Source organism: Pseudonocardia sp. DSM 110487, assembly GCF_019468565.1.
Classification (GTDB): domain Bacteria; phylum Actinomycetota; class Actinomycetes; order Mycobacteriales; family Pseudonocardiaceae; genus Pseudonocardia.
The window spans coordinates 6,268,855-6,281,450 of the sequence record NZ_CP080521.1; the positions used below are offsets into that span (position 1 = coordinate 6,268,855).

The 12,596-nt window shown below is 71.0% G+C and carries 12 protein-coding genes; 7 read left to right on the plus strand and 5 right to left on the minus strand.

The features are described from left to right. Positions 1–16 precede the first annotated feature (16 nt). From K1T35_RS29220 to K1T35_RS29230, 3 genes are read left to right on the plus strand one after another with little or no spacing between them, the layout of a single operon-like run. The gene (locus tag K1T35_RS29220) at positions 17–961 is read left to right on the plus strand and encodes an SDR family oxidoreductase (RefSeq protein WP_220255008.1); all 945 of its coding nucleotides are present in this window, start codon (positions 17–19) and stop codon (positions 959–961) included. 46 nt (positions 962–1,007) lie between these two features. Beyond that, on the plus strand, positions 1,008–1,433 hold the full coding sequence (locus K1T35_RS29225; RefSeq protein ID WP_220255009.1) for a hypothetical protein: 426 nt from the start codon (positions 1,008–1,010) through the stop codon (positions 1,431–1,433). After that, complete coding sequence (locus K1T35_RS29230; RefSeq protein ID WP_220255010.1) at positions 1,430–1,708, plus strand: SDR family oxidoreductase; 279 nt, start codon at positions 1,430–1,432, stop codon at positions 1,706–1,708. Before K1T35_RS29225 ends, K1T35_RS29230 begins: the two co-directional genes overlap by 4 nt. Before the next feature lie 1,260 nt (positions 1,709–2,968). On the opposite strand, the gene K1T35_RS29235 is transcribed toward K1T35_RS29230, so the two are convergent. Then, complete coding sequence (locus tag K1T35_RS29235) at positions 2,969–3,610, minus strand: response regulator transcription factor (protein WP_220255011.1); 642 nt, start codon at positions 3,608–3,610, stop codon at positions 2,969–2,971. Positions 3,611–3,657: 47 nt separating this feature from the next. Continuing rightward, complete coding sequence (locus K1T35_RS29240; protein WP_220255012.1) at positions 3,658–4,953, minus strand: sensor histidine kinase; 1,296 nt, start codon at positions 4,951–4,953, stop codon at positions 3,658–3,660. Positions 4,954–5,052: 99 nt separating this feature from the next. Here K1T35_RS29240 and K1T35_RS29245 point away from each other — a divergent pair, with 99 nt between their 5' ends. The 4 genes from K1T35_RS29245 (at position 5,053) to bioB (ending at position 8,434) form a co-directional block, all read left to right on the plus strand. After that, positions 5,053–5,706, plus strand: a complete 654-nt coding sequence (locus tag K1T35_RS29245) for an O-methyltransferase (protein ID WP_220255013.1) — start codon at positions 5,053–5,055, stop codon at positions 5,704–5,706. Positions 5,707–5,738: 32 nt separating this feature from the next. Continuing rightward, positions 5,739–6,041 (plus strand): helix-turn-helix transcriptional regulator, encoded by a 303-nt coding sequence (locus tag K1T35_RS29250; RefSeq protein WP_255620867.1) that lies wholly within the window; start codon positions 5,739–5,741, stop codon positions 6,039–6,041. A 130-nt stretch (positions 6,042–6,171) separates the two neighbouring features. After that, positions 6,172–7,329: an acyl-CoA dehydrogenase family protein gene (locus tag K1T35_RS29255; protein WP_220255014.1), complete on the plus strand. Its 1,158-nt coding sequence runs from the start codon at positions 6,172–6,174 to the stop codon at positions 7,327–7,329. Positions 7,330–7,372: 43 nt separating this feature from the next. Then, entirely contained in the window at positions 7,373–8,434 is a 1,062-nt protein-coding gene (gene bioB, locus K1T35_RS29260) for a biotin synthase BioB (RefSeq protein WP_220255015.1), read from the plus strand. Here the strand turns inward: bioB and katG are convergent. The 3 genes from katG to K1T35_RS29275 form a co-directional block, all read right to left on the minus strand. Next, positions 8,424–10,643: a catalase/peroxidase HPI gene (gene katG, locus K1T35_RS29265; protein WP_220255016.1), complete on the minus strand. Its 2,220-nt coding sequence runs from the start codon at positions 10,641–10,643 to the stop codon at positions 8,424–8,426. The two genes, bioB and katG, sit on opposite strands and share 11 nt — an antisense overlap. Before the next feature lie 71 nt (positions 10,644–10,714). Continuing rightward, on the minus strand, positions 10,715–12,169 hold the full coding sequence (locus tag K1T35_RS29270; protein WP_220255017.1) for a cytosine permease: 1,455 nt from the start codon (positions 12,167–12,169) through the stop codon (positions 10,715–10,717). A gap of 21 nt (positions 12,170–12,190) precedes the next feature. Continuing rightward, positions 12,191–12,589 (minus strand): cytochrome c oxidase subunit 4, encoded by a 399-nt coding sequence (locus K1T35_RS29275; protein ID WP_220255018.1) that lies wholly within the window; start codon positions 12,587–12,589, stop codon positions 12,191–12,193. Positions 12,590–12,596 lie beyond the last annotated feature (7 nt).

Genomic DNA, 12,596 nt, shown 5'->3' on the forward strand with positions numbered 1-12,596 from the left:
TTCACAAGGAGCAGTAGTGCGCGTTTTCGTCACTGGCGGGACCGGCCATTCCGGTTCGTACATCATCCCCGAGCTCATCGCCGCCGGGCACGAGGTCACCGGCCTGGCCCGGTCGGACACTGCCGCGGCGGTGCTGTCCGCGCATGGCGCGAAGGTGCGTCGCGGCGACCTCCAGGACCTCGACGGACTCAAGGAGGCAGCCGCCGACTCCGACGGCGTCATCCACGTCGCGCACAGGCAAGACCTGCTTCCCTCCGGCGGGATCGACGCCGTGGCCGCCGCGGAGATCCCGATCATGCTCGCGTACGGCGAGGCACTCGCGGGAACCGGAAAGCCGCTGGTCGCAGCCGGGAGCATCGGCTCGCCCGGGAACTGGGGGAACCTGGGCCGGCCGTCGACCGAGGAGGACCCGGCCCTTCCCGTCGGCGACGAGCACAAGGGCACCCTGCGGGCTCGTAACCTCGTGGAACGCGCCGTAATCGGCCTCGCCGAGCGGGGAGTGCGGTCTTCGGTCGTGCGGATTGCCAACATCGCGCACAGCACGACCGATCGTGCCGGCTTCCTCCCCATGCTGATCGCGCTCGCGAAGGAGAAGGGCTTCGCCGGCTACCCCGGAGACGGCGCGAACATGTGGAACGCCGTGCACGTCCGCGATGCCGCCTCTTTGTTCCGCCTGGCGCTGGAGAAGGGCCCGGCTGGCAAGTATTGGCACGCGGTCGAGGACGGGGGCATCCCGCTCCGTGAGATCGCCGAGGCCATCGGCAGCCGCCTGGGCATGCCCGCCGTGAGCATTCCCATGGACGAGCTGATGGTGCCGGGACACTTCGGGTTCCTCGCGAACATCGTCACGCAGAGCTACCCGGCGTCCAACCTCGTCACCCGCCGGACCCTCGGCTGGCAACCCGCTCAGCCCGGCCTGCTCGCCGATCTGGACAACGGCCACTACTTCTCCGCCGGCTGACAGCTCAGGTGTACCGGCCAAGTCTCACGTACGACGAGGAGCAACCATGACCACGTTCGCCGCGCACCGCGACACCTTGGAATCCTTCGTCGACTGCATCCACGGCGGCGCGGACAAAGAAACCCTCAGCCGTTTGCTCGCCGAGAACGTGGTGCTGTACAGCCCGCTCGGCAGTGAGCCGATCACCGGCCGCGAGGTCGTCGTGGAGACCATACAGACCGTCAACAGGCTGTCGGTCGACGACACCTATGAGGAGGTCCTCAGCGGCGAGGCCCACCACGCCGCATTCTTCCGGCTGCAAATCGAGGACGCCGCGGTCAACGGAGTATTTTCCGTCCTGCTCGACGCGGATGGCAAGATCGCCGAGGTGACCATTTTCTGGCGCCCGCTGCCGTCCGGCGTCGAGTTGCAGCGGCGCCTTGCGCATGTCCTCGGCATGCAGCCCTGGGAACTGCGCACGAACGGGGAGTGACGACGAAGGCCGTGCGCTCACTCGCGCGCACCTGGGCTGGGGAACTGAAGGGCCGCGGTATCCGGGTGAATGTCATCAGCCCCGGCTCGATCGAGACCGCGGCCATGAGCACCGTCGCGCCCGAATTCCGGGAGCAGCTCATTTCCGCCATCCCCCTAGGACGGCTGGGGACCAGTGAGGAGATCGCGGCCGCCGCGCTGTTCTTCGCCTCCGCGGACGCCAGCTTCATCACCGGCGCCAACCTGGTCGTCGACGGCGGGTCCGGCCAGGTCTGAGGCTCAATGGTTGGGCAGTCGACCCACCGAAAGTGAGCACCCGTCCATGAGCAGCATAAGCTTCATCGGCCTCGGAGGCATGACCCGCGCCATAGCCGCCCGCGCGGTTGAGGGCGGCAACGACGTCCCTACGACCTGAGTCGTTCAGGACCCTCCTAGCACTAGAGCTCGACTTCGTGATCTTGCTGGTCGAGGCCCGGGAACGTGGACTGCCACCGCGCAACGGGCGTTTCGGCACTGTTGCCGGTCCCGTTCGGCGGTGGCCGCGGCCATGATCCGCAGTACCGGTTGCTCATGGCTGTGCCGGCAGCCATGAGCACCCGCTACTCGCGATCTTCCCGTGCATGATCCGGAGTTTCGGGTGCTCATGGTTGTGGGGGCAGCCGTGGACAACCGGTAGTTCGGATCATGCCCGCGGCCGGTCGAGCGGCCGGGGTGGCGCGATCGTGTCGGTCCGTCGGGTCGGGCGGCTGCCGGTGGGCGCGCCGTTCCCGGCCCGGGCCGCCCGGCGCCCGCCCCGTGATCCGGGCCTCGCGCGTGTTCCCGCCGGTTCACCTCGACCCCGTCGCCGTGCGGGGTGGCTGGGTTGGGTGCACTACCGGACCCTGGGGTTGCGTGGGCGGCCGTCCCCGACTGGGGGGCACGCCCGTTCTCGACGAGACCACCGCGGGTTGGGTGCCACGCAACTGGCTGTGGTCCCGACCCTCCACACCCCAGCCCCCTCTCCCGGATGATCGAGGCGAAACCACCCCGGGGGCAGGGCCGCGGCAGTTCCATGATCAGCAGGAATGGGGCACCAGCCGCACGGGGTGCCGCGCAGGTCCCGATCCCGCTGATCACGCCCCAGACTCCCGGGGCGGCCAGAGGCGCGAACGGGACCACAGCCAGTCAAGTGGCACCCAAGCCGCGGTGGTCTCGTCCGGGACGGGCGTGCCCCCGCGTCGGGGACGGCCGCCCACGCCACCCCAGGGTCCGGTAGTGCGCCCAACCCCGGCCACCCCCATGAGGCGACGCCGTCGAGGTGACCGGTGGGAACACAACGGCGGCCGGGGCTGGTGGGGTGAGCGCCGGGTGGCCCGGGCCGGGTACGGCGCGCCCACGAAAGACCCGGCACCCGACCGCACCCCCCGGGGGCGCGTTCCGCGGAACGCACCGCGGCCCAGGCGGTGATCAGCGGCTCGGCGCGAAACCCGACGCCCCACGTCGGGAAAGGCGCCAAGCTGACGATCACGGCCCTCGCCGGCCCAGCCGGCTGTAGTACTAAACGCCCAGCCAGGTCAGCACCGCCATCACGCGGCGGTGGTCGTCGCTTGACGGGGGCAGGCCCAGTTTCGTGAAGATCGACGAGATGTGCTTCTCCACGGCGCCCTGGCTGATCACGAGGCTGCGGCCGATGGCGGTGTTGGTGCGCCCCTCCGCCATCAGCCCCATCACCTCGCGTTCCCGCGGGGAGAGCTCCGCGAGTGGGTCGCGGCGCCGGCGGTGCGCGAACAGCGCCGAGACGACCTCGGGGTCGAGCACGGTGCCGCCGTCGACCACCCGCTGCAGGGCGTCGGACAGGTCGGCGAGCTTCGACACCCGGTCCTTCAGCAGGTAGCCGACTCCCCCGCCCGCCGTGAGCAGGTCGGACGCGTAGGACTCCTCGACGTACTGCGAGAGGACCAGGATCGCCGTGCCGGGCACGGTGCGACGCACCTCCAGCGCGGCGCGCAGGCCCTCGTCGGTGAAGGTCGGGGGCATCCGCACGTCGACGACGGCTACGTCCGGCTTGTGCTCCTGCACGGCCGAAACGAGAGCGTCGCCGTCGCCGACAGCGGCGACGACGGTGGCCCCGGCCTCGTCGAGGAGGCGAACCAACCCCTCCCGCAGCAGGAGGGAGTCCTCGGCGAGCACGACACGCATTCAGTGTTCCCCACTCGAGGTCCGACACCTGTCTCGAGTGGGGAACACTACCGATCAGCCCCCACGCCACGCAGGGGGATCTCGGCGGTCAGGACGGTGGGGCCGCCGGGCGGGCTCACCACGTCGAGCGCGCCCTCGACGGTGGCCAGCCGGTCGGCGAGCCCGGCGAGCCCGTGGCCCTTGCCGAGGTGGGCGCCGCCGCGGCCGTCGTCGCGCACCTGCACCAGCACGCGGTCGGAGTCGGCGGTGACCACGACCGTCACGAGTGAGGCGTTGGCGTGCTTCGCGACGTTCGTGAGCGCCTCGGTGACCACGAAGTACGCCGTGTTCTCGACCGCGGCGGCGAGGCGCTGCCCCTGCGGCAGCGCGACGTCGAGCGAGACCTCCACCGGGCAGCGCGCGGCGGCGGCCGCGAGGGCGGGCCCGAGGCCGCGGTCTGCAAGGATCGGCGGGGCGATGCCGCGGGAGAGGGCACGCAGCTCGTCGAGCGCCTCGCGGCTCTGCTCCAGGGCCTCCGCCACCAGCGGGCGCGCCTTCTCCGGGTTGTCGTCGAGCCGGCGGGCCACCGTCTCGAGGTCCATGTTCAGCCGGACGAGCCGCTGCTGCGGACCGTCGTGGATGTCGCGCTCCAGCCGGCGCAGGGTCTGCGCCTCGGCCTGGACGGCGGCGCGCCTGCTGGACTCCAGCTGGGTGGCCCTGGCACGCAGCGCGGCGGTCTGGTTGGTGAGCAGGCCACGGGCCAACGCGGCCCGCGTGGCCACCAGTCCCCGGATGACCAGCGGCGCCGTCGCCACCATGATCACGCCGAGCACGGTGTTGATCGCGATCTCGCCCAACCGGAAGTCGTAGCCGAAGATCAGCCAGAACAGGCCACCATCGTCGTCATCGTCGGGCAGCGCCCACTGCCATGTGACGTACAGCAGCGAACCGAGCCCGCCGACCGTCCAGACCACGGCGATGACGAACATCGCGAGCCGCACGGGGAACGCGACGACGGCGTGCAGCAGATCGCGCCACGACTGCGGGTCGGCGAGCATGCTGAACAGCCGGCCGATCCCCCGGCCACGCGTCTCGCGGTAGTGGTGCGGGGGCAGGGGGCGCCCCGTGGCCCACTGGGCGCCGCGCCGCTCGACGGTCGCCAGCCCGCGCGATGCCCGCAGCGTGCCGGCGAGGATCGGCAGCCCGAGCCACACCACGATGGTGCCGACCCCGGCGGCGAACCCCACCACCGCGATCACGAACGCGACGATGCACAGCGGTAGGCCACCGAGCAGGTAGCCGTAGCCCCGCCAGAACCGCTGGGCGCCGGTCGTCGGCCCCGTGACGGGCACGTATTCGGTCATACCGCCACTCTCATCCCCCGGCGCGACGCAACCCAGCCGGTGCGCCTCCCCGCTGAGGGTAGGGCGAACCCGAATCCCGACGTGAATAGGCTGATCACCATGGACAGTCAGACCTGGGAGCGGGTCGACGGGTATTTCGCCGGCCAACTGCTCGGCCCGGATCCTGTGCTCGACGCGGCGCAGGAGGCGAACGCACTCGCCGGGCTGCCCGCGATCGACGTCAGCCCCGCGCAGGGCAAGTTGCTGCACCTGCTCGCCCGCACGGTCGGCGCCCGCCGGATCCTCGAGATCGGCACACTCGGTGGCTACTCCACGATCTGGCTCGCCCGCGCGCTACCGGCCGACGGGGAGCTCCTGACGTGCGAGATCAACCCCGCCCATGCCGGGGTGGCCCGCGCCAACGTCGCGCGCGCCGGGCTCGAGGGCGTCGTCGACGTGCGGGTCGGGCCCGCGCTCGACACCCTCCCCACCCTCGACGGCCCGTTCGACCTGGCCTTCATCGACGCGGACAAGCAGTCGAACGCGGAGTACTTCCGGCACGCGCTCCGCCTGTCCCGGCCGGGCACGATGATCATCGTGGACAACGTCGTTCGCGGCGGCCGGGTCGCCGACTCGTACAACGCCGACCCGGACGTCCGCGGCACGCGCGCGGTCGCCGAGACGATCGCGCAGGAGCCGCGCGTCGACGCCACCGTCGTCCAGACCGTGGGGAGCAAGGGCTACGACGGCTTCCTCGTGGCACTCGTGACCTAGACAGCCACTTAGCTATTTGCCAGAGTCTCTTCGTGCTCGACGTGGATCTGGTGAAGGCGCTCGCCAACGACAAACGCCTGCTGATCCTGGACTGGCTGCGCGACCCCGAAGCGCACTTCCCACCCCAGCGCGACGGCGACCTGGTCCGCGACGGCGTGTGCTCGCTGTTCCTCGCCGAGAAGCTCGGGGTCAGCCAGCCCACCTGTGGTGAGCACCTGAAGATCCTCAGCCGCACGGGCCTCATCCACGGCAAGAGGATCAAGCAGTGGGTCTTCTACCGGCGCGACGAGGAGCGGATCGAGCAGGCGAAGAGGCAACTGGCCGGGCAGTGGTGAAACGACTTCACACACCCAGTGGGCACTTCACACAGCGCCCGCCTTGTGTGAAGCAGGCACTGGGTGTGTGAAGTGCGGTGTGACGCCGCTGGCAGGCGCTCGTCGAGGTGCCGGCGGTAGCGTCCAGCCCATGGAGCCCTCCGACCTCGCCGACGTCCTCTCCGCCGTGCGCGACTTCGTCCGCAAGGAGGTCGTGCCGATCGAGGAGGAGATCGACGCCGAGGACGCGATCCCGGAGCGCGTGATCGCCACGTGCAAGGAGATGGGCCTCTACGGGTTCGCCATCCCGCAGGAGTACGGCGGGCTCGGCATGACGCTCACGGAGGAGGCGCAGCTCGCGTTCGAGCTGGGGTGGACCACGCCCGCGCTGCGCTCGCTCTTCGGCACCAACAACGGCATCGCCGGGCAGGTGCTGCTGGTCGGGGGCACGGAGGACCAGAAGAAGGAGTGGCTGCCGCGACTGGCCTCCGGCGAGGTGACGGCGTCGTTCGGGCTCACCGAGGCCGACGCGGGCTCCGACCCGGCGGGGCTGGCCACCACAGCCCGCCGCGACGGCTCCGACTGGGTTCTGAACGGGTCGAAGCGCTACATCACCAACGCCCCCGTGGCGGAGGTGATCATGGTGTTCGCCCGGACGAACCCGGACGCCCTCGGCAACCGGGGCATCTCGACGTTCCTCGTCCCGTCGGGCACGACGGGCCTCTCGATCGGGCCGAGGGACCACAAGATGGGCCAGTTCGGTGCCTGGACCGCCGACGTGTACCTCGACGACGTGCGGGTGCCTGCCGAAGCGCTGGTCGGTGGCGCCGAGGGCGTCGACCGAGGATTCCAGACCGCGGCCAAGTGCCTCGCCCATGGCCGCGCGCACATCGCGGCGCTCTGCGTCGGGATGGCGGGACGCCTGGTGCACGAGTCGGTCGAGTTCGCGAAGACCCGCGAGCAGGGCGGGCGGCCGATCGCGTCGTTCCAGCTGGTGCAGGGTCTGATCGCCGACTCGGTGACCGACCACATGGCCGGCCGCTCCCTCGTCCTCGACGTCGCACGGGCCTACGACGCGGGCACCGACAAGGTGCAGGGCCCTTCGGTCGCCAAGTACTTCGCGAGCGAGATGGTGGGCCGGGTCGCCGACCGGGCGGTGCAGGTCCACGGCGGCGCGGGCTACATCCGCGGCGTCGCGGTCGAGCGGTTCTACCGGGACGCGCGGCTGTTCCGGATCTACGAGGGCACCAGCCAGATCCAGCAGGTGATCATCGCCCGGCAGTCGCTGGGGGACGCCGCCCGCGGATGAGCGGATCTTGCCGAGATCCCGGAAGTTGACCAAGGTGCTGTACATGGCCGACTTCCTCTCCGACCTCACGCGCACGGCGCTCGCCCGCGAGCCCATCCCCCGCGACGCGGCGCTGCGGGTGCTCGCGGGCGACGACGAGCTGCTCGACGTCGTCGCGGCGGGTTCGCGCGTGCGCCGCACGTTCTTCGGCCGCCGCGTGAAGCTCAACACGATCATCAACCTCAAGAGCGGGATGTGCCCCGAGGACTGCGGCTACTGCTCGCAGCGGCTGGGATCGGAAGCGGAGATCCTCAAGTACACCTGGGTCGCGCCGGGCGAGGCGGCGAGCATCGCCGACCGCGCTGTACGGGCGGGCGCCAAGCGGGTGTGCCTGGTCGCGAGCGGCCGCGGGCCGGGCGGCCGCGACATCACCCGCGTCGAACGCACGATCGACGCGATCAAGGCCGACCAGCCCGGCGTCGAGGTTTGCGTCTGCCTCGGCCTGCTCTCCGACGGGCAGGCCGACAGGCTGCGGGCCGCGGGCGCGCACGCCTACAGCCACAACCTCAACACCAGCGAGGCCCGCTACGGCGAGATCTGCTCCACCCACACCTTCGCCGACCGGGTCGACACGGTGGCGCGGGCCATCGCCGCCGGCCTCTCCCCCTGCTCCGGGGCGATCTTCGGGATGGGCGAGTCCAACGACGACGTGCTCGATCTCGTGTTCGCGCTGCGCGACCTCGACCCGGACTCAGTGCCGGTCAACTTCCTGATCCCGTTCGCAGGCACCCCTCTCGAAGGCCACTGGGAGCTCACGCCCGAACGCTGTCTGCGGATCCTCGCGCTCTTCCGGTTCGTCTTCCCCGACGTCGAGGTCCGGCTCGCAGGCGGCCGGGAGATCCACCTGCGCAGCCTGCAGCCGCTCGCCCTCCACCTCGCCAACTCGATCTTCCTCGGCGACTACCTCACCAGCGAGGGGCAGCCGGGCGCCGACGACCGGCAGATGATCGCCGACGCCGGGTTCGTCATCGAAGGACTCGACGAGCAGAGCCTGCCGGACGCCCGCCACGACCTCGTGGTGCTGCGGCGCCGGGGCGCGGGTACCGACTTGCCGGCTAACGCCTGACGTCGTACCGGTCCAGGTTCATGACCTTGTCCCACGCGGCCACGAAGTCACGCACGAACTTCTCCCGCGCGTCGCGGCAGGCGTAGACCTCGGCGATGGCCCGCAGCTCGGAGTTCGACCCGAACACCAGGTCGACGCGGCTGGCCGTCCACCTGAGCTCGCCGCTGACCCGGTCCCGGCCCTCGTAGGTCTCGGCTCCCTTGGCCGTCGGCGTCCACGTGGTGCGCATGTCAAGCAGGTTCACGAAGAAGTCGTTGGTCAGCGACCCGGGCGTGGAGGTGAGCACGCCGAGCGGGGACCGCCGGTGGTTCGCGCCCAACACGCGCAGGCCGCCGACGAGGACGGTCATCTCGGGCGCGCTCAGATCCAGCAGGTTGGCGCGGTCGACGAGCAGGAACTCCGAGGGCAGCCGGTTGCCCGTGCCGCGGAAGTTGCGGAACCCGTCCGCACGCGGCTCCAGCGGGGCGAACCACTCCACGTCCGTCTGGTCCTGCGTCGCGTCCGTCCGCCCCGGGGTGAAGGGGACCCGCACGTCGTGGCCTGCGTTCCGCGCGGCCTGCTCCACGGCGGCACACCCGCCGAGCACGATCAGGTCGGCCATCGAGACCTCTTTGCCGAACGAACGCTGGATCTCCTCGAGCGTGCGCAGCACCGGCGCGAGCTCGGCTGGTTCGTTGACCTCCCAGTCCCGTTGCGGCGCAAGGCGGATGCGCGCGCCGTTCGCGCCGCCGCGCTTGTCGCTGTTGCGGAACGTCGACGCCGACGCCCATGCCGTCGAGACCAGCTGGGAGATCGACAGTCCCGAGGCGAGGATCTGCCGCCCGAGCGCGGCGATGTCCTCGGCGTCGACCAGCTCGCGGGAAGGAGCGGGCACCGGGTCCTGCCAGATGAGCGTCTCCCGCGGCACCAGCGGCCCGAGGTAGCGCTGGATCGGGCCCATGTCCAGGTGCGTCAGCTTGAACCAGACCCGGCCGAACGCATCCGCCAGCTGCTCCGGGTTCTCGTGGAACCGGCGCGCGATCGGCCCGTAGACCGGGTCGAGCCGCAGCGCGAGATCCGTGGTCAGGATCGTCGGGGCGTGGGTCTTCGCCGGGTCGTGGGCGTCCGGCACGGCGCCGGCCCCTCCGCCGCCCCTCGGGATCCACTGCCACAGCCCGCCGGGGCTCAGCGCCACGTCCCACTCGTATTCGAACAGGGTCCGGAAGAAGCTGTCGTCCCACCGCGTAGGCGTGGGGGTCCATGTCCCCTCGAGCCCGCTCGTGACGGTGTCCGGCCCCTTCCCGGTGCCGTGGCCGCACCGCCAGCCGAGCCCCTGCTCCTCGATCGGCGCGCCTTCTGGTTCGGGGCCGAGGTGCTTGTCCGGGTCGGCCGCGCCGTGGGTCTTGCCGAACGTGTGGCCTCCCGCGATCAGGGCGACGGTCTCCTCGTCGTCGAACCCCATGCGCCGGAACGTCTCGCGGATGTCCCGCGCGGACGTGATCGGGTCCGGGACGGTGTTCGGGCCCTCCGGGTTGACGTAGATGAGGCCCATCTGGTCGGCGGCCAGTGGCTTCGCCAGGTCCCGGACGCCGCGATGGCGCTCGTCGCCGAGCCAGGCGCGCTCAGGGCCCCAGTAGACGTCCTCGTCGGGCTCCCAGACGTCCTCCCTGCCACCGGCGAAGCCGAAGGTGGTGAAGCCCATCGACTCGAGGGCCCGGTTGCCCGCGAAGATCATCAGGTCGGCCCACGAGATCTTGCGCCCGTACTTCTCCTTCACCGGCCAGAGCAGGCGGCGCGCCTTGTCCAGGTTGCGGTTGTCCGGCCAGCTGTTGAGCGGCGCGAACCGCTGCATGCCCGCGCTGGCGCCGCCGCGGCCGTCATCGACCCGGTACGTCCCCGCGCAGTGCCACACCATCCGGACCACGAGCGGGCCGTAGTGGCCGAAGTCGGCGGGCCACCAGTCCTGCGATGTGGTCAGCACCTCGTCGACGTCGCGCGCCAGCTCGTCGAGATCGAGGGTCAAGAACTCGGCGGCGTAGTCGAAGTCCTCGCCCATGGGGTCGGCCGCGGGCGGACGCTTCCGCAGGATCGTCAGGTCGAGCTGGTTCGGCCACCACTCGCGGTTGCTCGTGGGCCGTGGCGGGCGAGGGCGGGGCGCGACCGGTGCTGGGAGGCCGAGCCCGCCTCCGCTCCGCTCGTCGACAACGGCGTCCGGATGTACATCCGTCATGGTGGAGAACCGCCTTTGGTTCTGCGTCACAGGCCGGTACGCGCCACCCTAGGTACTTTTTCCGGGCTCCGTCACGCTCCTATCGGCCAGGTCCGCGCCTCCTGCGCGCGTACCGCCGACCGCATGCCGATCACGGTGGCGAGGAACGCGAGCAGCAGGGCAACCAGCACGCCGAGGTTCGCGTACGCCCACGGCCCCTCCCTGCCACCGAACGGGCCGAGCAGGTAACCCTGCCAGGCCAGCCAGGCCGCGGAGCTGTTGACGACGAGGCCCCAGCCGAGCAGCGTGCAGACGATCACCACGGCGATCGGGAACGGCCGCACGTCGCCGTAGCGCCCCGCGGGGTCGAAGAGCGCGGTCTCGTCGTAGTCGCCGCGCCGCAGCGCGATGTCGGCGAGCATCACGCCGCACCAGGCCGCGACGGGCACGCCGAGCGTGATCAGGAAGCCCTGGAACTGCCCGAGGAACTCCCCGCCGAAGAAGACGGCGTAGATCGTGGCGAAGATCATGATCCCGCCGTCGATCAGCGCGGCGACGTAGCGCGGCACGCGCACGCCCATCGCGAGCATCGCGAGGCCGGACGAGTAGATGTCCAGCACCGCGCCGCCGACCAGGCCGAGCACCGCCACCAGCGCGAACGGGACGAGGAACCAGGTGGGCACCGCGGCGGTGAGCGCACCGATGGGGTCGGCGGCGATCGCCTCCGAGAGCTCGGTGGACGAGCCGGCGAGCAGCAGCCCGAACGCGAAGAGGAGCAGCGGCGCGAGCGCCGACCCGACCGTCGTCCAGACCACCACCCCGCGCCCGGACGCGCTGCGCGGCAGGTAGCGGGAGTAGTCGGCGGCGGCGTTGACCCAGCCGAGGCCGAACCCGGTCATCAGCATCACCAGCGCGCCGAGGACGTCCTGGGCCGACCCGCTCGGCAACGCGACCACGGCCGCGAAGTCGACGTCGTCGACGACGAGCAGGATGTAGACCACGGTGAGCACCGCGGTGACGACCGTGATCACCGTCTGCAGGCGCATGATCAGCTGGAAGCCCAGCACTCCCGCCGCGACGGTGAGCGCGGCCACCACGACCAGCGCCACCAGCAGCGTGCCTGTGCCGCCACCCCAGCCGAGGCGGGAGAACACCGTGGCCGTCGCGAGCGTCGCGAGGGTGGTGAGGACGGTCTCCCAGCCCACCGTCAACAGCCAGGAGATCGCCGACGGCAGGCGGTTGCCCCGCACGCCGAACGCCGCCCGGCTCATCACCATCGTCGGGGCCGATCCGCGCTTGCCGGCGATCGCGACGAATCCGACGAGCAGGAACGAGAAGACGATGCCGACGATCCCGGCGGCCAGTGCCTGCGCGAACGAGATCCCGAACCCGAGCGCGAACGCGCCGTAGCTCAGCCCGAGCACCGAGACGTTCGCGGCGAACCACGGCCAGAACAGCTGGCTCGGGCGGCCGTGGCGCTCGGCGTCGGAGATGACGTTGATGCCGTTCTCCTCGACGCGCAGCGCCGACGGCTGCCCCTCCACCACGGAGGTGAGGTTAGTGCACGATCAGTGCTCCGCGGGCCGGATGTGGTACTCGAAGACCAGCCCACCGATGGCGATCAGCAGCAGCACGAGGCCGATCACCAGCAGCCACACGTGCCAGAAGGCGAGCGCGACCCCGCAGAGCGCGGCGCACGCCGCCACCCCGATCGGCCAGTAGCTGCCCGGGGAGAAGAAGCCCACGTCCCCGGCGCCGTCGGACACCTCGGCCTCCGGGTTGTCCTCAGGGCGCTCTTCGAGCCGCCGGGAGACGAACCGGAAGTACGTGCCGATGATCAGCGAGAGGCCACCGGTGAGGAACAGCGCCGCGATGCCGACGGGCTCGCGGGCCAGCACGGTGTAGACGATCGCCGCGAGGAAGAAGAACGCGGTGATGATCTCGAAGATGCGGGATTCGACCTTCATGGCGCGC